The sequence below is a fragment of the Pseudomonas grandcourensis genome (assembly GCF_039909015.1).
GTDB lineage: Bacteria > Pseudomonadota > Gammaproteobacteria > Pseudomonadales > Pseudomonadaceae > Aquipseudomonas > Aquipseudomonas grandcourensis.
Map to the genome: position 1 here is coordinate 576,746 of NZ_CP150919.1, position 21,441 is coordinate 598,186.

At 61.4% G+C, this 21,441-nt stretch carries 18 protein-coding genes and 1 riboswitch; of the genes, 14 read left to right on the forward strand and 4 right to left on the reverse strand.

The features are described from left to right. Window positions 1-106: 106 nt before the first annotated feature. Window positions 107-439 carry a multidrug efflux SMR transporter gene (locus tag AABM52_RS02480; protein WP_015093202.1) on the reverse strand — a complete coding sequence of 111 codons (333 nt, stop codon included), beginning with the start codon at window positions 437-439 and terminating at the stop codon, window positions 107-109. 103 nt (window positions 440-542) lie between these two features. On the opposite strand from AABM52_RS02480, the gene AABM52_RS02485 reads away from it, so the two are divergent. Both AABM52_RS02485 and waaA read left to right on the forward strand, forming a co-directional pair. Further along, complete coding sequence (locus tag AABM52_RS02485; protein ID WP_347910269.1) at window positions 543-1,445, forward strand: LysR family transcriptional regulator; 903 nt, start codon at window positions 543-545, stop codon at window positions 1,443-1,445. An 11-nt stretch (window positions 1,446-1,456) separates the two neighbouring features. Beyond that, a complete protein-coding gene (waaA, locus tag AABM52_RS02490) occupies window positions 1,457-2,734 on the forward strand; it encodes a lipid IV(A) 3-deoxy-D-manno-octulosonic acid transferase (RefSeq protein WP_347910270.1) in 1,278 nt (425 codons plus the stop codon). A 100-nt stretch (window positions 2,735-2,834) separates the two neighbouring features. Here waaA and AABM52_RS02495 read toward each other — a convergent pair whose 3' ends face one another. After that, window positions 2,835-4,274, reverse strand: coding sequence for a TolC family outer membrane protein (locus AABM52_RS02495; protein ID WP_347910271.1), 1,440 nt, complete (start codon window positions 4,272-4,274; stop codon window positions 2,835-2,837). 204 nt (window positions 4,275-4,478) lie between these two features. Then, a riboswitch (TPP riboswitch) is annotated at window positions 4,479-4,584 on the forward strand. 165 nt (window positions 4,585-4,749) lie between these two features. Here AABM52_RS02495 and thiC point away from each other — a divergent pair. Further along, window positions 4,750-6,639: a phosphomethylpyrimidine synthase ThiC gene (thiC, locus tag AABM52_RS02500; RefSeq protein WP_046039775.1), complete on the forward strand. Its 1,890-nt coding sequence runs from the start codon at window positions 4,750-4,752 to the stop codon at window positions 6,637-6,639. A 93-nt stretch (window positions 6,640-6,732) separates the two neighbouring features. Further along, entirely contained in the window at window positions 6,733-8,025 is a 1,293-nt protein-coding gene (gene cytX, locus AABM52_RS02505) for a putative hydroxymethylpyrimidine transporter CytX (RefSeq protein ID WP_347910272.1), read from the forward strand. Here cytX and AABM52_RS02510 read toward each other — a convergent pair. Then, window positions 7,994-8,740, reverse strand: coding sequence for an RsiV family protein (locus tag AABM52_RS02510; RefSeq protein WP_347910273.1), 747 nt, complete (start codon window positions 8,738-8,740; stop codon window positions 7,994-7,996). The two genes, cytX and AABM52_RS02510, sit on opposite strands and share 32 nt — an antisense overlap. A 224-nt stretch (window positions 8,741-8,964) precedes the next feature. On the opposite strand from AABM52_RS02510, the gene AABM52_RS02515 reads away from it, so the two are divergent. The 9 genes from AABM52_RS02515 (at window position 8,965) to AABM52_RS02555 (ending at window position 18,238) form a co-directional block, all read left to right on the forward strand. Continuing rightward, window positions 8,965-9,582 (forward strand): NUDIX domain-containing protein, encoded by a 618-nt coding sequence (locus AABM52_RS02515; protein WP_008016925.1) that lies wholly within the window; start codon window positions 8,965-8,967, stop codon window positions 9,580-9,582. Continuing rightward, the gene (locus AABM52_RS02520; protein WP_347910274.1) at window positions 9,573-10,025 is read left to right on the forward strand and encodes a DUF1249 domain-containing protein; all 453 of its coding nucleotides are present in this window, start codon (window positions 9,573-9,575) and stop codon (window positions 10,023-10,025) included. Before AABM52_RS02515 ends, AABM52_RS02520 begins: the two co-directional genes overlap by 10 nt. A 112-nt stretch (window positions 10,026-10,137) precedes the next feature. After that, window positions 10,138-10,953 carry a 3',5'-cyclic-AMP phosphodiesterase gene (cpdA, locus tag AABM52_RS02525; RefSeq protein WP_347910275.1) on the forward strand — a complete coding sequence of 272 codons (816 nt, stop codon included), beginning with the start codon at window positions 10,138-10,140 and terminating at the stop codon, window positions 10,951-10,953. A gap of 47 nt (window positions 10,954-11,000) precedes the next feature. Continuing rightward, a complete protein-coding gene (locus AABM52_RS02530; RefSeq protein WP_347910276.1) occupies window positions 11,001-11,609 on the forward strand; it encodes a YqiA/YcfP family alpha/beta fold hydrolase in 609 nt (202 codons plus the stop codon). A 50-nt stretch (window positions 11,610-11,659) separates the two neighbouring features. Continuing rightward, entirely contained in the window at window positions 11,660-13,564 is a 1,905-nt protein-coding gene (gene parE, locus AABM52_RS02535) for a DNA topoisomerase IV subunit B (RefSeq protein ID WP_347910277.1), read from the forward strand. Then, the gene (locus AABM52_RS02540; protein WP_347910278.1) at window positions 13,564-14,553 is read left to right on the forward strand and encodes an esterase-like activity of phytase family protein; all 990 of its coding nucleotides are present in this window, start codon (window positions 13,564-13,566) and stop codon (window positions 14,551-14,553) included. The genes parE and AABM52_RS02540 overlap by 1 nt, the downstream gene beginning before the upstream one ends. Further along, entirely contained in the window at window positions 14,550-15,074 is a 525-nt protein-coding gene (locus AABM52_RS02545; protein WP_347910279.1) for a TIGR02281 family clan AA aspartic protease, read from the forward strand. Before AABM52_RS02540 ends, AABM52_RS02545 begins: the two co-directional genes overlap by 4 nt. A 7-nt stretch (window positions 15,075-15,081) precedes the next feature. After that, complete coding sequence (gene parC / locus AABM52_RS02550) at window positions 15,082-17,349, forward strand: DNA topoisomerase IV subunit A (protein WP_347910280.1); 2,268 nt, start codon at window positions 15,082-15,084, stop codon at window positions 17,347-17,349. A 175-nt stretch (window positions 17,350-17,524) separates the two neighbouring features. Continuing rightward, window positions 17,525-18,238 (forward strand): PqiC family protein, encoded by a 714-nt coding sequence (locus AABM52_RS02555; protein ID WP_347910281.1) that lies wholly within the window; start codon window positions 17,525-17,527, stop codon window positions 18,236-18,238. Window positions 18,239-18,517: 279 nt separating this feature from the next. Here AABM52_RS02555 and AABM52_RS02560 read toward each other — a convergent pair whose 3' ends face one another. Next, entirely contained in the window at window positions 18,518-20,035 is a 1,518-nt protein-coding gene (locus AABM52_RS02560) for an AhpA/YtjB family protein (RefSeq protein WP_347910282.1), read from the reverse strand. Between the two features lie 135 nt (window positions 20,036-20,170). Here AABM52_RS02560 and serB point away from each other — a divergent pair, with 135 nt between their 5' ends. Continuing rightward, a complete protein-coding gene (serB, locus tag AABM52_RS02565; RefSeq protein WP_046039796.1) occupies window positions 20,171-21,385 on the forward strand; it encodes a phosphoserine phosphatase SerB in 1,215 nt (404 codons plus the stop codon). Window positions 21,386-21,441 lie beyond the last annotated feature (56 nt).

Genomic DNA, 21,441 nt, shown 5'->3' on the forward strand with positions numbered 1-21,441 from the left:
GGGAGCGAGCTTGCTCGCGATGGCGGCATGGCATTCAGCATCAATGTTGACTGACCCACCGCTATCGCGAGCAAGCTCGCTCCCACAGGGGATTGCGTATCGAGTTTTAGTGCCCGGCAGTCTTGGAGAACAGCTGGATGACCACAACGCCCAGCACGATCAGCGCCATCCCCAGCATCGCCGGTACGTCCAGTTTCTGCCCATAGATAAACAGCGCCGCGACGCTGACCATCACGATCCCCATGCCGGCCCACACGGCGTACGCCACGCCCACCGGAACGCTGCGCACCACCAGGGTCAGCATCCAGAAGGCGATCCCGTAACCGACGATGACCAGCACCAGCGGCAGCGGGGTGCTGAAGCCTTTGACCGCTTTCATCGAAACAGTGGCAATCACTTCGGCGCAGATGGCAATGGCCAGGTAGTAGTAAGCGGTCATGGGTCAATCCTCGTGTGAAGTGTTGCTCTCTGAGGTCGGCATTCTAGAGATTCGCCAGATGCGGTAAAGTCATTACCTATCTGTTTTGAAGATGGGTTGAGCCATGAGCATGCAATGGAATCTGGAGCAGCTGCAGTTGTTTGTCAGCGTAGCGGAGCAACGTTCGTTTTCTGCCGTGGCGCGGGATCAGCGCAAGGCGCAGTCGGCGGTCAGCAGTTCGATAGCGTTGCTGGAGGAAGATCTGGGCGTCAGCCTGTTCGACCGCAGCAGCGGCCGTCAGCCGAAACTCACTGAAGCCGGCACGGCGTTGCTGGACGAGGCGCGGGAGGTGTTGCGCCAGTGCGAACGGCTCAATGGCCGGGCATTGGCGATGATGCGCGGGCAGGAAGCGCGACTGCGCGTGGCGCAGGATGAGGCGATGCCTTATCAGCCGATCATCGAAAGCTTCGAGGCTCTGGCGGAAAAATTTCCCAGCCTTGAAGTGCAACTGACCAGCGCCGCCCAAGGCGATGTCGCGCGCAAGCTGGTGGAGCGGCGCGCCGATCTGGGGCTGCTGTTCTTTCACGATCAGATTCCCGAGGCACTTGAGCGGCGGGTGCTGGGCAGCGTGGAAATGGTCACGGTGTGCGGCAAGGATCATCCTTTGGCGGGTAAAGGCGCAGTGGACGGCCAACAACTGGCCCAGCATCGGCAGTTGCTGATGTCCACGGAGTCGAGCATTTATCCCGGCAGTGATCCGGCCAGCCCGCAGGTCTGGCGCGCCGACAGCTTCTATGTGATGGCCGAATGGCTGGTACGAGGCCTGGGCTGGGCCTGGTTGCCGCGCCACGTGGTGCAGTACCCGACCTATCAGAACCAGATGGTCGAACTGGTCAGCGAATGGACCCCGCCGGCCCTGGTGGTGGAACTGGTATGGCGCCGGGATGAACCGCTCGGTCCGGCCGCGCGCTGGCTCGCCGAACGTTTTGCCGTGCACTTGCAGACGATAGGCGAAAAAAGCCGATAAACTCCGCCGCCATGAATAGAACTCTCTACACCGCGCTGTTTTATCTGGGGCTGCCATTGGTAGCGATTCGGCTTTGGCTGCGCGCGCGCAAGGCGCCGGCGTATGCCAGGCGCATCGGCGAGCGCTTTTCCTGCGGGATGCCGGCGATGAAACCGGGCGGCATCTGGGTGCACGCCGTGTCGGTGGGCGAAAGCATTGCGGCCGCACCGATGATCCGCGCCTTGCTGGTGCGTTATCCGGATCTGCCGATCACCGTGACCTGCATGACGCCGACCGGTTCGGAACGCATCCATGCACTGTTCGCCAATGAGCCGCGCATCCAGCACTGTTATCTGCCCTATGACCTGCCTTGCGCTGCCCGGCGTTTCCTTGATCGGGTCCAGCCGAAACTGGCGGTGATTATGGAAACCGAACTGTGGCCCAACCATATCCATCAATGCGCCAAACGCGGGATCCCCGTGGCGCTGGCCAATGCGCGGCTGTCCGAGCGTTCGGCCAGAGGTTATGGCCGATTCCCCAAGCTGACCCAGCCGATGCTGGCCGAGATGAGCCTGTTCGCGGTGCAGACCGAAACCGAGGCCCAGCGCTTGCGCGACTTGGGTGCGCGGACGGAAACAGTCCAGGTCACGGGCTCGATCAAGTTCGACCTGACCATCGACCCGCAACTGCTGGAGCGCGCCGTTGAGCTGCGTGGGCAATGGCAGGCGCTGGAACGATCGGTGTGGATCGCGGCCAGTACCCATGACGGCGAAGACGAGGTGGTGCTGGCGGCCCACCGTCAGTTGCTGGCCAGTCACCCCGATGCCCTGCTGATACTGGTGCCGCGTCATCCGGAACGTTTCAATTCGGTGTACGGATTGTGCCAGCAACAAGGGTTTGCCACGGTCCGGCGTTCCAGCGGCGATTCGGTCAGCGCGAATACTTCAGTGCTGCTGGGCGACACCATGGGCGAGTTGCTGTTTCTCTACGCCTTGGCTGACAGTGCATTCGTCGGTGGCAGTCTGGTGCCGAATGGCGGGCATAACCTGCTGGAGCCGGCGGCCCTGGCTAAACCGGTGCTGAGCGGTCCGCATCTTTTCAACTTCCTCGAAATCGCCGCGCAGTTGCGCAGTGCCGGGGCGTTGCAGGAAGTGGAGGATGCCGAAGGGCTGGCGGTGGCGGTGCAGCGGCTGTTCGAACTGCCCCGTGATGCGCAGCGCATGGCAGAGGCCGGGTTGAAAGTGATGCGCACCAATCAGGGTGCATTGCAGCGGTTGCTGGATGGGTTGGGGCGGTTGATCGAGCGTTAGACCGAGTCGTCGGATAGAAAAAGATCGCAGCCTGCGGCAGCTCCTACATGGGATTGATGTTCATCCTGTAGGAGCTGCCGCAGGCTGCGATCTTTTGCTTTTACTGATCAGGCCGCGCTTTCAGCTGCTCCTCTGCCGCCTTGGCCAGATCCGGAGGCAGGAAGTCCTTGTCCGGGTTGTAGTTCGGATTGAGCCAGCGTGCCAGGGTTTGCAGATCCCCCGGATTCAACGTGCCGGCCTGTTGCTTCAAGCGCAGGTTGTCGAGGATGTAGTCGTAGCGGGTGTTGTTGTAGTCGCGCACTGAGGTGTAGAGCTGACGCTGCGCATCCAGCACGTCGACGATGTTTCGCGTACCCACCTGATAGCCGATTTCAGTCGCTTCCACCGCGCTCTGGTTGGAGATGATCGATTGCTTGCGCGCCTGTACCTGCTCGACATCGGTGTTCACCGCACGGTGCAGGTCGCGGGTGTTTTCCACGATCTGCCGGCGCAGGGATTCGCGTTGCTGTTCGGTCTGATCCAGTTGTGCATACGATTGACGCACCTGGGAGTTGATCAAGCCACCGCTGTAGATCGGGATATTCAGCTGCAGGCCCACGGTCGTTTGTTCGACGTTGCCGCCGTACGCCTGGGGCAGGTTGTTCGGGTTGCTGAAGCCAAGCGCATCGTTGTCGCCTTTCTCGTACTGGGCGACCGCGTCAACCGTTGGCAAGTGCCCGGACTTGCGTTGCTTGAGGGTCTGCTCGGCGGCGCTGACGGCATAGTTGCTGGCCAACAGATTGAGGTTTTGCCTGCCCGCCGTTTCGACCCAGGCCTTGGCGTCGTTCGGTACTGGCGGCAGGATCGGCAGGTTATGGCTGATGCCCCAGATCGAGTTGTACTGACGATTGGTCAGGGTGATCAAAGCTTCAAAGGCGTCGTCCACCTGGCGCTGCGCAACGATGCGGTTGGCGCGTGCGGTGTCGTAGCTGGCCTGTGAGTTCAATACGTCGGTCTTGTCCGAGAGGCCGACATCGAAACGCTCGTTGGATTGATCGAGCTGGCGTTTGAACGCCGCTTCTTCGGCCTTGGTCGAGGCCAGGTTGTCCTGGCTGCGCAGCACGTTGAAATAGCTGTCAGCGGTTTGCAGGATCAGGTTTTGCTCGGTCGCCGAGAGTTGCAGGGCAGCCTGTTCGTTGACTTCCTTGGCGGCCTGGAACTGGAACCAGCGATCGGCGCGGAACAAGGGTTGCGCCAGGGTGGCCTGGTACGAGTGAGCATCGCGGTTGGTCGTGCCCGAAGGTTGATCGAGCGACGTACGCACCTCGGAAACATTGGCGCCGCCCGAAAGGTTCGGCAGCAGCCCGGCGCGGGCCTGGGGCACGACTTCTTTCTGCGCGCCGTATTGGGCGATGGCAGCCGCCAGGTCGGCGTTGTTGTTGACGGCTTCCTGATACACGCTGACCAGGTCCGTCTTGGCCGATAAGGGCACATCTGCTGCCCAGGCCATTCCGTTGGACGCACAAGACACGGCAAGGGCCAGTGAGAGTTTGCGCAGCATAGACGATCCCTAGAATTGATATTACAGAGGTAATTTGAGCGCCAAGGCTAAGGCCCCGCTTTGACAGCGTCAATGCCGGCTCAGCGTAGCGAGTGTAGTTGTGCATTGGGGCGGCAACAATCCTGATACTGCGTGTAATTACGCCATTCATCACGGTATTTGCAGTGGGGTTGGCGTTCTTTGCCAGTTGTGTCTAGACTGGCCGGGTTCTTGTCGGGGTGCCTTGCTATGAGGCTGAGATCGAATAATTTCGGATCCCGTTGAACCTGATCAGGTTAGCGCCTGCGTAGGGAACAAGATTTCTCGTCACCCGGCGAGTCCTCTTGTGCTTCGTCCGGGATGTTGTTCGACAATCGAACACCCCTCGAGCACTGAGCACAGCACAGCTGGTTTTCCCAGCGCCCGTGCGTCCATTCGTTTACAGGTTCGCTCCGACAAAAATCCACTGCCTGGATGTGTGTCTGGAGAACCCGTGATGACTACAAAAGCAAAAATCGCCACCAACCTGAGTGACTCGGCCAAGGTCGATCAGCAATCGGTTCAGCCGTTTACCCGCTCACAAAAAATCTATGTTCAGGGCACTCGCCCGGACATCCTCGTGCCGATGCGCGAAATCAGCCTCGACGTGACGCCGACCGACTTCGGTGGCGAGGTCAACGCACCGGTGGTGGTGTATGACACCTCAGGCCCCTACACCGACCCTAATGTCATCATCGATGTGCGCAAAGGCCTGGCTGATGTGCGTTCGCCGTGGATCGAATCCCGTGGCGACACCGAGCGCCTGAGCGGCCTGAGCTCGAATTTCGGCCAGGAACGCCTTGCCGATCCGGAGCTGACCAAGCTGCGCTTCGCCCACGTCAACAACCCGCGCCGCGCCAAGCCGGGTGCCAACGTCAGCCAGATGCACTACGCGCGCCAAGGCATCATCACCGCCGAGATGGAATACGTCGCCATCCGCGAAAACATGAAGCTGGAAGTGGCCCGCGCCGCCGGCCTGCTGGACCAGCAACACGCCGGTCACAGCTTCGGCGCCAGCGTGCCGAAAATCATCACCCCCGAATTCGTTCGTGACGAAATCGCCCGTGGCCGCGCGATCATTCCGGCCAACATCAACCACACCGAACTGGAACCGATGATCATCGGCCGTAACTTCCTGGTGAAGATCAACGGCAACATCGGCAACAGCGCCTTGGGTTCGTCCATCGAAGAAGAAGTGGCGAAACTGACCTGGGGCATTCGCTGGGGTTCGGACACGGTCATGGACCTGTCCACCGGCAAGCACATTCACGAAACCCGCGAGTGGATCATCCGTAACTCGCCGGTGCCGATCGGTACGGTGCCGATCTACCAGGCTCTGGAAAAAGTCGGCGGTGCGGCCGAAGACCTGACCTGGGAGCTGTTCCGCGACACGCTGATCGAGCAGGCCGAGCAGGGCGTCGACTACTTCACCATCCACGCCGGCGTGCTGTTGCGCTACGTGCCGATGACCGCCAAGCGCGTGACCGGCATCGTCTCCCGTGGCGGTTCGATCATGGCCAAGTGGTGCCTGGCGCACCACAAAGAGAACTTCCTCTACACCCATTTCGAAGACATCTGCGAAATCATGAAGGCCTACGACGTCAGCTTCTCGCTGGGCGATGGCCTGCGTCCAGGCTCGATTGCCGACGCCAACGACGAAGCGCAGTTCGGCGAACTGGAGACCCTCGGCGAGCTGACCAAGATTGCCTGGAAACACGACGTGCAGTGCATGATCGAAGGCCCGGGCCACGTGCCGATGCAGTTGATCAAAGAGAACATGGACAAGCAGCTGGAGTGCTGCGACGAGGCGCCGTTCTACACCCTCGGCCCGCTGACCACGGACATCGCGCCGGGTTACGACCACATCACCTCCGGCATCGGTGCGGCGATGATCGGCTGGTTCGGCTGCGCCATGCTCTGCTACGTGACGCCGAAGGAACACCTGGGCCTGCCGAACAAGGATGACGTGAAGACCGGGATCATCACCTACAAGATCGCCGCGCATGCCGCCGATCTGGCGAAGGGGCACCCGGGGGCACAGATCCGTGACAATGCCTTGAGCAAGGCGCGTTTCGAATTCCGTTGGGAAGACCAGTTCAACCTGGGCCTGGATCCGGACACCGCGCGTTCGTATCACGATGAAACCCTGCCGAAGGATTCGGCCAAGGTCGCGCACTTCTGCTCGATGTGCGGGCCGAAATTCTGCTCGATGAAGATCACCCAGGAAGTCCGCGAGTATGCGGCCAACCAACGGATCGAAGCGGTCGACGTGGACGTCGCCCAGGGCATGGCCGAACAGGCCGAGCGCTTCAAGCAGGAAGGCAGTCAGCTGTATCAGAAAGTTTGATCTGAGCTGAGGTCGGCGGTGTACGCACCGCCGCCATCGCGAGCAGGCAACGAAGATCCGAATAACAAAATGTGTCCCTCTGAGATAACACCCTTGAGCATTCAACCCAGCACTTACTCACCTGATATCGCAGTGCCGACCGACAAACGCGTCTTCGGCGGCCGCGATCTGTTTTCCCTGTGGTTCTCCCTCGGCATCGGCCTGATGGTCCTGCAGGCCGGTGCATTGCTCGCGCCGGGCCTGGGCCTGTCCGGATCGTTGCTGGCAATTTTCCTCGGCACCCTGGTCGGCGTTTTGCTGCTGGCTGCGGTTGGCGTGATCGGCAGTGACACCGGCCTGTCGTCGATGGCCGCGCTCAAGCTCAGCCTCGGTGCCAAAGGCGCGAGCCTGCCGGCGGTGCTGAACCTGCTGCAACTGATCGGCTGGGGTTCGTTCGAAATCATCGTCATGCGCGATGCCGCCAGCCTGCTGGGCGCCAAAGCCTTCAGCGAAGGCAGCCTGCTGTCCAATCCCGTGCTGTGGACGCTGTTCTTCGGTGCACTGGCGACCTTGTTGGCCGTTAGTGGTCCGTTGACGTTCGTACGGCAGATCCTGCGCAAATGGGGCATCTGGCTGCTGCTGGCCGCATGCGTCTGGCTGACCTGGAACCTGTTCGCCAAGGCTGATCTGGCCGCGCTGTGGGCCCAGGCCGGTGACGGATCGATGCCGTTCGCCGTGGGCTTCGACATCGCCATTGCCATGCCGCTCTCGTGGTTGCCGCTGATCGCCGACTACTCGCGCTTCGGCAAACGGGCGAAAAACGTCTTCGGTGGCACCGCCATCGGTTTCTTCATCGGTAATTTCTGGCTGATGAGCCTGGGCGTGGCCTACACCCTGGCGTTCGCGCCGAGCGGTGAAGTCAATGCCTTGCTGCTGGCGCTGGCCGGCGCCGGCCTGGGGATTCCGCTGCTGCTGATTCTTCTGGATGAGTCGGAAAACGCTTTTGCCGATATTCACTCGGCGGCGGTGTCCAGCGGGATTCTGCTGCGCGCCAAAGTCGAGCACCTGGCCCTGGCCATCGGCGTCATCTGCACGCTGATTGCCCTGCTGGCGCCGTTGGCCCAGTACCAGAACTTCCTGTTGCTGATCGGTTCGGTGTTTGCGCCGTTGTTCGGCGTAGTGCTGGTGGACCACTTCATCCTGCGCAAGCGCAGCGCCCAGGTGGCCTCGGCCGCATTGCGCTGGCCGGCGCTGCTCGCCTGGCTGGGCGGGGTCAGCACCTATCACTTGTTGGCCAACCTGTATCCGGATATCGGCGCAACCCTGCCGGCACTGGTAGTGGCAGGGTTGCTCCAGCTAGTGCTGGGCCGTGCCTTCAGTTACGGCCGGGAAACAGCTCGGGCTTGATGATACCGTTCAGGCGAGGGTAGGGGATCTTCAGTTCGACATGGCCCAGCGCATAAGGCGCGATGGTACTGGTTTCGTACTTGAGGATCACCCCACCGTAGGTCAGCGCCACGTTCTGGGTTTTCTGGAACGGCCAGCTCTTCACGAACTCCGGTTCCTGATCGAGCTTGGTGCTGATCAGCCAGCTGTTGTGTGCCACCTGCGCGGCTTTCCAGAACGCGTCTTCCTGCCCTGGCACCAGCATGTCCGACAGCGTCAGCACTTTATGCTGCTGACGTGAATAGTTGATGAACCCGCGACCCGGGGTGCCATGGGCTCCGCCGGTGTCCAGGTAGCTGGACAATTCGATGATCACCAAGCCGTCATGCTGCTCACGTACCTTTGCCTGCAGATAGCTGCTGTTGCGCGGGCCGGCGGTGCGCAAAAACTCTTCGCGATAGGCCACCAGGGTCGGCGCGACGGGGGCGTCAGGTGAGGTGCGGGTCAATTGCAGCAGGCGATTTTCGATGATGCCGTCCAGTGCCGGTTCGGCCGGGAAGTGCAGGGTGTCGATGTTGACCAGCGGGCAATCCGGGTTGCTGCAACCGGGCTTGAGTTGCTCGGAGGCGTCGCGGGTGGTTTCCAGCGGCGTCCGGTAGTTGGGCTGGAACAGGCTCGCGCAAGCGCCCAGGGTCAGGGCGATGGCGGCCACGGAGGCGATTTTGAAAAGCGACATGAGCGTCCTTTCTGAAACAGGGGAAGGCAAAAAGTTACCGGCTTCGACTCTCAACAAAGCAGTCAGTTCGCCACTAAGCTAATTAGAGTGGGTTTCGCCCTCACCGTCCATCCCGCTGACGGGAAAGGGGCTGCATCAAACGTCACGGGCGCGTTAGGATGGCGCGAAGTCGAGGCCCAGGAAAAAACAGCCTCGAACAGGATTTGCAGTAAAAGAGGATAGTCATGACGGATTTTGCCAACGCCATTCCGACCGCCGTTGATATCGTGCGGCGCGAAAAGTGCTACGAGGGCTTCTACAAACTCGAACGCGTGCACTTGCGCCACGAATTGTTCGCCGGGGGCATGAGCCGCGAGATCAATCGTGAAGTGTTCGTTCGCCATGACGCGGTATGCATGCTGCCTTACGATCCGCAGCGCGATGAAGTGGTGCTGATCGAGCAGTTTCGCGTCGGTGCCATGGGCAAGACCGACAACCCGTGGCTGATCGAACTGGTCGCTGGTCTGATCGACAAGGATGAAGTACCGGAAGCAGTTGCTCACCGCGAGGCGCAGGAGGAAGCTGGGCTGGTAATCGGGGCGCTCTGGCCGATGCTCAAATATTTTCCATCGCCGGGCGGCAGCAACGAATTCGTGCATCTGTACCTGGGGCGTTGCGACACTACCGGGGTTGGCGGCCTGCATGGGCTGGAGGAAGAGGCAGAAGACATCCGCGTCACGGTCTGGGCTTTCGAAGATGCCCTGCAAGCCGTGCGCGACGGGCGTATTGCCAACGCGGCGAGCATCATTGCCTTGCAATGGCTGGCTTTGAACCGCGTTGAAGTGAGGGGGTTATGGTCGTAAACAAGCTGCGCGATCGCTATCGGGTGGACCTGGTGGGGCTGCAAACGTCATGCGAGGCGAACTACGCGCGCCTGATGCGACTGTTGCCGGACATGCGCAGCGAGCCCGCCGCGCGGCGCATCGCCGTGACCCACGGCGACCAGATGCTCGGTGTGCTGGCACTGGAAGTGCTGCTGACCTGTCCTTACACCACGACCCTGCAAGTGCGTCAGGAGCATAGCCTGCCCTGGCTGCCGGTGCCGCAACTGGAAGTGCAGGTCTATCACGACGCGCGCATGGCCGAAGTGGTCAGCGCCGAACATGCACGACGCTTTCGCGGCATCTATCCTTACCCGAATGCCTCGATGCACCAGCCGGACGAAAAGGCCCAGCTGAATATGTTTCTGGGCGAATGGCTGAGCCATTGCTTGGCGCTGGGGCATGAGTACGAAGTGGTACGTTAATTCTGAGCCGCAGATGTGAACTGCGTCAGGTTCGCAGATTTCCCCTTTCGATCGTCCCCCAGCATAATTGCGGCACTTACCCATCCCCGTGATCACGCCCTGGGAGAACGCCTTGCCGAGCGTATCCACATTGACCACCGCCGATCCGGCGTTGTTGGTGCAACTTTCCGACAGCCACCTGTTTGCCGAAGCGGACGGCGCATTGCTGGGCATGAACACCCGCGACAGCCTGCAAAAGGTCATCGAGCTGGTGCGCGCGCAACAGCCGCGGATTGACTTGATCCTGGCCACGGGTGACCTGTCCCAGGACGGGACGCTGGAGTCCTACCAGCAGTTTCGTGACATGACACGCCAGCTCGATGCGCCGGCGCGCTGGATTCCCGGCAATCACGATGAACCGCAGATCATGGCCGAGGCGGCGGTGCAGAGCGCTTTGCTGGAACCTGTGGTGGATATCGGCAACTGGCGGGTCACCCTGCTTGATTCGGCGGTGCCCGGCTCGGTGCCGGGTTATTTGGAGGATGAGCAGCTGCAGTTGCTCGCCCGCGCGTTGAGCGAAGCGCCGGAGCGTCATCATCTGGTGTGCTTTCACCATCACCCGGTGTCCATCGGTTGTGCATGGATGGAATCGATTGGCTTGCGCAATCCCGAGGCGCTGTTCGCCGTGCTGGACCGTTTCGAGCAGGTGCGCGCGGTGTTGTGGGGGCATGTGCATCAGGAAATCGACCAGATGCGCAATGGCGTGCGGTTGATCGCCTCGCCTTCGACCTGCATCCAGTTCGAGCCCGGCAGCGAGGATTTCAAGGTCGGGGAACAGTCACCGGGCTATCGCTGGCTGCGACTGCTGCCCGACGGGCGGCTGGAAACCGGGGTGGAGCGGGTTACCGGGTTTGATTTCACTGTGGATTACGGCTCCAACGGCTACTGATAAATCCAGTAGACTCCGCCTCTTTAGCCGACGCACAGGGAGCTCAAATGTCCGGTTCGATCCTTTATATCCACGGCTTCAACAGCTCGCCGTTGTCGAAGAAGGCCTGCCAGTTGATCGAGGTGATGGAGCGCCTGGGCCTGAGCGAACACTTGCGTGTTCCGGCATTGCACCACCACCCGCGCCACGCTATCGAGCAGCTGGAACAGGCGATCGCCGAGCTGGGGCGACCACTGCTGGTCGGCAGCTCGCTCGGCGGCTACTATGCCACTCACCTGGCCGAGCGCCTTGGCTTGAAAGCCCTGTTGATCAACCCTGCCGTCAGCCCGCACCGGATGTTCGACGGATTTCTGGGGACGCAGAAAAACCTGTATACCGAAGAGACTTGGGAAATGACCCACGACCACGTGACGGCCCTGGCCGAACTGGAAGTGCCGGCGCCCCAGGAGCCGCAGCGTTATCAGGTATGGTTGCAGACAGCTGACGAAACGCTGGACTATCGCCTCGCCCAGCAGTATTACCGGGCATGCGCCTTGCGTATCCAGGCCGGCGGCGACCACAGTTTCCAGGGGTTTGCCACGCGACTGCCGGCCATGTTGAGTTTTGCCGGCATTGGCGCCGATTTGTATCAGGCAATCGATTTCACCGCATTGTGAGCGATAGCCCCATGAATTCCTTTTTCACCGAACACTGACGACGAGACCCCATGGCCACTCCCAGCGCTAGCTCTTATAACGCAGACGCCATCGAAGTCCTCTCGGGCCTCGACCCGGTGCGCAAACGCCCCGGCATGTACACCGACACCAGTCGGCCGAACCACCTTGCCCAGGAAGTCATCGACAACAGTGTCGACGAAGCCTTGGCCGGGCATGCCACATCGGTACAGGTGATCCTGCATGCCGACCATTCCCTGGAAGTCAGCGATGACGGCCGTGGCATGCCGGTGGACATTCACCCTGAGGAAGGTGTTTCGGGCGTCGAGTTGATCCTCACCAAGCTTCATGCTGGTGGCAAGTTTTCCAACAAGAACTACCAGTTCTCCGGCGGTCTGCACGGGGTGGGTATTTCCGTGGTCAACGCCCTGTCCACCGAAACGCGGGTGCGGGTCAAGCGTGACGGCAACGAGTACCAGATGACCTTCAAGGATGGCTACAAGGCCACCGAGCTGGAAATCATCGGTACGGTCGGCAAGCGCAATACCGGCACCAGCGTGTTCTTTGCGCCGGATCCGAAATACTTCGACTCCCCGAAATTCTCCATCAGCCGCCTCAAACACGTGCTCAAGGCCAAGGCCGTGTTGTGCCCGGGGCTGCTGGTCAGTTTTGAAGACAAGGCCACCGGCGAGAAAGTCGAATGGCATTACGAAGACGGCCTGCGTTCATACCTGGTGGATGCGGTCAGCGAATTCGAGCGCCTGCCTAACGAACCGTTCTGCGGTGCTTTTGCCGGTAACAAGGAAGCCGTGGATTGGGCGCTGCTGTGGCTGCCGGAAGGCGGCGACGCGGTGCAGGAAAGCTATGTCAACCTGATTCCGACAGCTCAGGGCGGCACCCACGTCAACGGTTTGCGCCAAGGCCTGCTCGACGCCATGCGCGAGTTCTGCGAATTCCGCAGCCTGTTGCCGCGCGGAGTGAAGCTGGCGCCGGAAGACGTCTGGGAACGCATCGCCTTCGTGCTGTCGATGAAGATGCAGGAACCGCAATTCTCCGGCCAGACCAAGGAGCGCCTGTCGTCCCGTGAAGCGGCGGCGTTCGTCTCCGGTGTGGTCAAGGATGCGTTCAGCCTGTGGCTCAATGCCAACCCGGAAACCGGCATGCTGCTGGCGGAACTGGCGATCAACAACGCCGGCCGTCGCCTCAAGGCCAGCAAGAAGGTCGAGCGCAAACGCATTACCCAAGGCCCGGCGCTGCCGGGCAAGCTGGCCGACTGTGCCGGGCAGGACCCGATGCGTTCCGAGCTGTTCCTGGTGGAAGGTGATTCCGCCGGCGGTTCCGCCAAGCAAGCGCGGGACAAGGAGTTCCAGGCGATCCTGCCGTTGCGCGGCAAGATCCTCAATACCTGGGAAGTCGACGGCAGCGAAGTGCTGGCCAGCCAGGAAGTGCACAACATCGCCGTGGCCATCGGCGTCGATCCGGGCGCGGCGGACATGAGCCAGCTGCGCTACGGCAAGATCTGCATCCTCGCCGACGCCGACTCCGACGGTCTGCATATCGCGACCTTGCTGTGCGCCTTGTTCGTCCAGCATTTCCGCCCGTTGGTGGATGCCGGACACGTCTACGTCGCGATGCCGCCGTTGTACCGCATCGACCTGGGCAAAGAGATCTACTACGCCCTCGATGAAGCCGAACGCGATGGCATCCTCGATCGCCTTGTGGCCGAGAAGAAGCGCGGCAAGCCGCAGGTCACCCGATTCAAGGGCCTGGGCGAAATGAACCCGCCGCAGCTGCGCGAGACCACCATGGACCCGAACACCCGGCGTCTGGTGCAGTTGACCCTGGAAGATTTCGAGGCCACCTCGGAAATGATGGACATGCTGCTGGCGAAGAAACGCGCCGGTGACCGCAAGACCTGGCTGGAGTCCAAGGGCAACCTGGCCGAGGTGCTGGGCTGATGCGTCTGGGCTTTGCCCTGGCCTGTGGGTTGCTGCTGACGTCGATTACGGTATTTGCCGAGCCGGCGCCACAGCTGCGCCTGTTGTCCGGGCATGCCGTCGAAGGCATGCGCGGCGGCAACCTGTCCGGGCTGGCGCAGTGCGGCAATGACCTGTGGGCGGTTTCCGACCGCGACGATGACCAGATCTACCGCCTCGATACCCGCGAATCCGTATGGCAGGCCGAAACGGTGCACATCGACGTACCGACGGTGCCTGACAGCGGTTTGCCTTGGGGGTTGAAGTCTCGCGTCTGGGGGGCTTCGTTCGTGCGTGGCGGTGATCTGGACTTCGAAGGCATCACCTGCGACAGCGCCGGCAATCGCTACATCGTCAGCGAAGGCCATGCCGCTGTCTTGCAAGTGCCGTCAACGGGGCCTGCCACCTGGCTGAAAATTTCGCCGATGATGGTTCGCGAAGCACGGGCCAGAGGCCTGCTGTTGCAATTCAATGCGCTGTTCGAAGGGCTGGTGATCAATCCGGCGGGGGATCAGATGTGGCTCGCCGCCGAGCGTCAAGGCCGGGGACTGTTGATGATCAAGCGTAAGCAGACGTTGTGGGATTGCGACGGTGGCTGCGTGCTGCTGAGCGAGGCGGGCATGGAAATGCAGCCCGAGCAGTTTCCCCATGCCAAGGCTGTCCCGCGGGATTTTTCTGACCTGTCGCTGTTCAACGGCAAGCTGTTCACTCTTGAACGCAATGCCTTCCAGATCTGCCGCCGTGATGCGCAGACAGCCAAGGTCGAGCGCTGCTGGTCGTACGCCGCCGAGTTGTTGCAGGAAAACCGTCGTTATTCACAGAATTACGGGCTGGAAGAAGCGTTGATCGTGGATGCCGATGGCGCCTGGATCGGCGTCGACAATAACTTCGGCGCGCGCGCCGATGGCGAAGTCCGTCCGGTGGTCTGGCGCTTCGCTGCACCGGAAGGTGGCTGGAGTGCCAATCCATGAGACAACAAAGCCCGGGGCAGCGAATCGGCCGGGTGTTCATGGTGCTGGCCTGGTGTGCGGCGCTGTTTCTGGCCACGCGGTTTTTCGGCCAATGGGAAGCGCGTCAGCAAAATCCGAATGTGGTCGTCAGTTCGGAGCAGGGCGAAGGTTTCATCGAGGTGAAACTGGTAAGCAATGTGCAGGGGCATTTCGTCGCCAGCGGCCAGATCAACGGCCAGCCGGTGGACTTCATGCTCGATACCGGGGCGACCGATGTATCGATTCCTCTGGACCTGGCCAGGCGCTTGAAGCTCGAAGAAGGATTCGGCGTGACCCTGAGCACGGCCAATGGCCTGAGCCAGGGCTATCGCACCCGTATCGAACGCCTGCAACTGGGCGACATCGTGCTGCGGGATGTACGCGCACTGGTGGCCCCGGGGCTGCATGGCGATCAGGTGTTGCTCGGCATGAGCGCACTGAACAAACTTGAATTTACCCAGCGCGGTGGCACCATGCTGCTGCGCCAGACAACGAACCGATGAGGCCCGCATGAGCGACTCCCTTGATCTCAGCCTGGACGGTGTAGAACGCCGCTCGCTGGCTGACTTCACCGAAAATGCCTACCTCAACTACTCCATGTACGTGATCATGGACCGTGCCTTGCCGCATATCGGCGACGGCCTGAAACCGGTACAGCGCCGCATCATTTATGCGATGAGCGAGTTGGGGCTGGACGCCGATTCCAAGCACAAGAAGTCGGCGCGTACCGTCGGTGACGTGCTCGGCAAGTTCCACCCTCACGGCGACTCGGCCTGCTACGAAGCCATGGTGCTGATGGCCCAGCCGTTCAGCTATCGCTACACGCTGGTCGACGGCCAAGGCAACTGGGGTGCGCCGGACGATCCCAAGTCCTTCGCCGCCATGCGTTACACCGAAGCGCGGTTGTCGCGTTACTCCGAAGTGCTGCTCAGCGAACTGGGTCAGGGCACGGCGGACTGGGGGCCGAACTTTGACGGCACGCTGGACGAGCCGCTGGTGTTGCCGGCACGTTTGCCGAACATTCTGCTCAACGGCACCACCGGTATCGCCGTGGGCATGGCCACCGACGTGCCGCCGCACAACCTGCGGGAAGTCGCCACCGCCTGCGTGCGCTTGCTCGACGAGCCCAAGGCCACGGTCGAACAGCTCTGTGAACACATCCAGGGCCCGGACTACCCGACCGAAGCGGAAATCATCACCCCGCGCGCCGATCTGCTGAAAATGTATGAAACCGGCAAGGGCTCGGTGCGCATGCGCGCCGTGTATCACATCGAAGACGGCGACATCATCGTCACCGCGCTGCCGCATCAGGTCTCGGGCGCCAAGGTGCTGGAACAGATCGCCGCAATGATGCAGGCCAAACCGTCCAAGGCTCCGCAAATCGCCGACCTGCGTGACGAATCCGACCACGAGAACCCGTGCCGGATCGTGATCATCCCGGGTGCCCGCAAGAATTTTGACCACGACGCGCTGATGCAGCACCTGTTCGCCAGCACCGAGCTGGAGTCGAGCTACCGGGTCAACATCAACATCATCGGCCTGGATGGCAAGCCGCAGCTGAAGAACCTGCGTGCGCTGCTGGTCGAATGGCTGGAGTTCCGGGTGCAGACCGTGCGTCGTCGCCTGCAATTCCGCCTCGACAAGGTCGAGCGTCGCCTGCACCTGTTGGACGGTTTGTTGATTGCCTACCTCAACCTGGATGAAGTGATCCACATCATCCGTACCGAGGAGCATCCGAAAGCTGCGCTGATCGAGCGTTTCGCCCTGAGTGAAATCCAGGCCGACTACATCCTCGACACCCGTCTGCGTCAGTTGGCGCGACTGGAAGAGATGAAACTGCGTGCCGAGCAGGATGAATTGCTCAAGGAACAAGCCAAGCTGCAAGCCCTGCTGAGCAGCGAAACCAAGTTGAAAAAACTGGTGCGCAGCGAACTGATCAAGGACGCTGAAACCTACGGTGATGACCGCCGGTCGCCTATTGTCGAGCGCGCCGAAGCCAAGGCCCTGACCGAGCACGATCTGCTTCCGAACGAGAAAGTGACGGTGGTGCTGTCGGAAAAAGGCTGGATTCGCTCCGCCAAAGGCCACGAAATCGACGCCACCGGGCTTTCCTACAAGGCCGGGGACGGTTTCAAGGCGCTGGCAGCCGGGCGCTCCAACCAGTTTGCCGTGTTTATCGACTCCACCGGCCGCAGTTATTCGGTGGCTGCGCACACCTTGCCGTCGGCCCGTGGCCAGGGCGAGCCGCTGACCGGTCGCCTGACGCCGCCGCCAGGGGCGAGTTTCGAATGCGTGCTGATGCCGGAAGACGATGCGCTGTACGTGATCGCCTCCGACGCCGGCTACGGTTTCGTGGTCAAGGGTGAAGACCTGCAGGCCAAGAACAAGGCCGGCAAGGCCCTGCTGAGCCTGCCGAACAACGCCAAGGTCATGCTGCCGCGCCCTGTGGCCGATCGTGAGCAGAACTGGCTGGCGTCGGTGACGACCGAAGGTCGCCTGCTGATCTTCAAGATCAGCGACCTGCCACAATTAGGTAAGGGCAAAGGCAACAAGATCATCGGGATTCCCGGTGAGCGAGTGGCCAGTCGTGAAGAGTATGTGACGGACATCGCCGTATTGCCGGACGGTGCAACGCTGGTGTTGCAGGCCGGGAAACGTACTTTGTCACTGAAAGCGGACGACCTCGAACACTACAAGGGTGAACGTGGCCGTCGTGGCAATAAGTTGCCGCGTGGCTTCCAGCGGGTCGATGCGCTGCTCGTCGAAAACCTCAATTAGGCGACTTAGAAGCGCCGAACTACGATTTAACCCGTAGTTCGGCGCTTTGCGCTGGAGTCGGAACGCATATTCACGGATGATATGGCCTTTCAAGCGCCGGCATTGCCGCGCGTTCTTCATATTTATTGAGTATTTTCACTGTGGTCAGCCTTTTAGCTACCACCTGGATGGGACGATGACTGCTCTGCGCCTTCCTTTTATTCTTTTGCTCGCCGGCGTTCTTGGCCTGGCGGGTTGCAGCGTTCACCAGCCGGTGTCGTTGTATCAGCTGGACGCTGGTAGTCCGGTTCAGCCCGCACAGAACGCGGGCATGGCGGTATTGTTGGGGCCGGTCACCGTGGCCGACTACCTGCAACGCGAAACCCTGTTGCAGCGCCAGCCCGATGGCAGCCTGCAAGCCTCGACCGACGGTCGTTGGGCTGGCAGCCTTTCGTCGGATATCGATCAGCTGCTGCTGCGTCAGGTCGCAGGTCGCCTGGACAGCCAGCGCGTAGTGCTGGCCCCGGCGACAGTGGGCTTCACCCCGGACGTTCAGGTGCTGCTGACCATCACGCGCCTGGACTCTGGTGCAAAACAACCGGCGATCCTCGACGCGCAATGGCGCCTGATCGACCGTCGCGGGCAGGTCCGCGACAACCGCATCATCCATTTGCAGGAACAGCATGCCGGTACCACGGCGGCTCAGGTTCAGGCACAGGGTGTGTTGTTGCAACGCCTGGCCGAACAACTGTCGGTAGCGCTCAAGCCGCTGGCCAATCAGCCGCCGATCGCCGAAGCCCCGCGCAAGCCGGCAACCAAGGCGGCAGCACCTGCGGTAGAACAGGAAAAGCAGCCGAAGATCCCGATGGCCGCGCCGATTCGTACGGATATGGAAGTGTTCCGCTTCTAAGTCTGGACTGAAGCTGTTCCCCATATAAAGCCCGCCCTGTGCGGGCTTTGTAGTTTCTGTGGGCTGGAGATCTTCAGTGTGGCTGGTGGCCCCATCGCGAGCAGGCTCGCTCCCACAATTGATCCGGGTTGCTTACGAGAGTGTGCTCACAGAAGATCCCCTGTGGGAGCAAGCCTGCTCGCGAAAAGGCCAGAGCAGGCCACGAAAAAGCCCGCAGACGATCGCTCATCTGCGGGCTTCCAGGTTTAAAGGCTAAAAGATCGCAGCCTTCGGCAGCTCCTACGCGCGGCGTTCGTGCATCCGCGCCAATTGTCGTTCCAGCATCGATGGATACGGCTCCATCAACCGTTCCACGCAGCATGCACCTTCAGGGCTGGCAATTGGACGGATCCGTGCGCGTTGGCGGATCAACACGTCATCACTGATCTTGCGCTCCACCAGCAGCAGGTTGCGGCTGTGTTGCGACAGGGCCAGGGCGTCCTGGGCGGGGTCGGTCAGCAGCAGGTCGATCTGGCTCAGGCCGAACAACTCGTCGCCCAGGGTCAGGCCCAGCTGCAATTGCAGGGTGATGCCGCTGTCGGCGACTTCGATCTGCAACTGGTGGCCCAGGGCCCGGAGCAGCTCGCCACAGCAAATGGCGTTGGTCAGGTAATCGTCGCCGCTGTCTTCGGTGTGGAACAGCATCAATGTGCTGCCATCGTTCAAGGTCTCCACTTCGCCTTGATACAGCGACGCGGCCTGATCGAGGCAATCGCGATAGCGTTCGAGCAGTTCTTCAAGACGCGCCCGCGGCAGGCGTCGCAGTTGCTCCTGGGAGCCCAGTTGCACTGCCAGCACCGCGCTGTGTTGCGGCACGCTCGGCGTGGCCTTGCGAATCACTGGTTGTGGGGGACTGTCCAGCGACTCGTCGCGCAGATCGGCGAACGGGTCTTCATCATCGTCGTCTTCGACGGTGCTGACGATCTGCCGTGGCGCTGGCTTGAGCGCCGCTACCGGGCGGCTCTCGTCGAAACTCGGATCGCGCAGGTTACGGACTTCGAAGGCCGGGTCGGCCTCGTCATCGGCGTCGTCGAATTCCGGCTCCGGTTCCGGCACAGGGGCGGGCTCCGGGGCGAAGTTGGCGTGCAGCTGGCGCGCCAGGTCGCCGATTTCGTCCTGGCGGTCGGTGGCCGGGGTGTATTCGTCGATATTGCGCAGCCACACACGCAATTGCAGCAGTGGCGTGGAGAGATAACGCCCCATGCGCAGGCTCAGGGCCAGGGACAGGGCCAGCAGGATGGCGCTCAGAATGCCCATGCTTTGCAGGCTGATGGTCATCGGCTGCTGGAACTGGTCCATGTCCAGGCTGATGCGCAGCTGCCCGGCGGTCACGTCCTGGAAGGTGATCTTGCTCTGGTACATGCCCTCGGCTTCGCCCAGCAGGCCATGTTTGGGGCGCTGGCCGGATTCGGCGAGGATGCGGTTGTCCGGGCTATAGATGGCGGCGTGGGCCACCAGCTTGTTCTTGGTCAGGTTATTGAGCAGCACATTGAGGCTGAGGATGTCGTTGGACACCAACAGCTCGGTGGCCGAGGTGGCCGTCTGCGTGGTCAGGCTTTCGCCCAGCGCATCCGCCTGCTCGTGCATGGCCTGCTTGAACTGCAGGCCCATCACACCGGCATAGATGACCAGGGCCAGGGCGACCAGGATCACGTTATGGCTGGCGATGCGCAATGCAATCGGTACACGGCGGTGGCGCAGTGCCCGGAAGATCAGCAGGAAGAAGTTGTCGGTTTTTACTGGCGTAGGCCGGTTCACTTGAGCTCGGCTCTTTTGTCCGTGGAGTTGACGCGCAGTATAGCGACAGGCCCTAGGCCGTCAAAGCGCTCACGGTGCCCGATGGTCACTGAAAGTGGGTAGAATGCGGTTTTTTTCCACCTGCGGGGGTGCGCCTTGCGCGAAATCGTCCTGATAAACATCACGGGAGTCGACCGTCCGGGTCTGACTGCGGCCATTACCGGCGTTCTGGCCCAGGGTGGTGTGAACATTCTCGACATCGGTCAGGCGGTGATCCACGACACCTTGTCGTTCGGCATCCTGGTTGAAATTCCCGACACCGAGCAAGGCAAGTCCGTGCTCAAGGACATCCTGTTCAAGGGCTATGAGCTCGATCAGCAGGTGCGTTTCACGCCAGTGTCCGAAGTGGACTACCAGCAGTGGGTCGGCAACCAGGGCAAAAAGCGCCACATCGTGACCCTGCTGACCCGCAAGGTCACAGCCGGGCAGTTGCAGGCCGTGAGTTCGATCACCGCCAAATATGGCCTGAACATCGACCACATCGATCGTCTGTCCGGGCGCATGCCGCTGGACACCCCGGCTGACAAGGGCAAGGGCTGCATCGAGTTTTCCGTGCGCGGCGAAGCGGCTGATCCGCAGGCGCTGCGTGCCGAATTCCTCAGCGTCGCCCAGGAACTGAACGTCGACATCGCCTTCCAGGAAGATTCGCTGTTCCGTCGCAACCGTCGCCTGGCGGTGTTCGACATGGACTCGACGCTGATCGAAGCCGAAGTGATCGATGAACTGGCCAAGGCGGCCGGCGTGGGTGACAAAGTGTCGGAGATCACCGAGCGGGCAATGGCCGGTGAACTGGATTTCCGCGCCAGTTTCAAGGAGCGCCTGGCCTTGCTCAAAGGTCTGGACGTCAATGTGCTGGACTCCATCGGTGCCTCGCTGCGCCTGACCGAAGGTGCTGAAACCCTGTTCGCCGAACTCAAGCGCCTGGGCTACAAGACCGCGATTCTGTCGGGCGGCTTCACCTATTTCGCCAAGCAATTGCAGGCCAAGCTGGGTATCGACTACGTGTTCGCCAACGAACTTGAAGTGGTCGACGGCAAAGTCACCGGCGTGGCGGTCGAGCCGATTGTCGATGCGCAGCGCAAGGCGGATTTGCTGAAAGAGTTGGCACACAAGGAAGGCTTGCGCCTGGAGCAGACCATTGCGGTCGGTGACGGTGCCAATGACTTGCCGATGCTCGCGATTGCCGGGTTGGGCGTGGCGTTCCGCGCCAAGCCGCTGGTGAAGCAGTCGGCCAAGCAGGCGATTTCGACGCTGGGCCTGGATGGCGTGCTGTACCTGCTGGGCTTCCGCGATCGCGACGGTCAGCTCTGATACACCCGATACAAGTGTGGGAGCGGGCTTGCTCGCGAAGGCGTCATCACATTCAA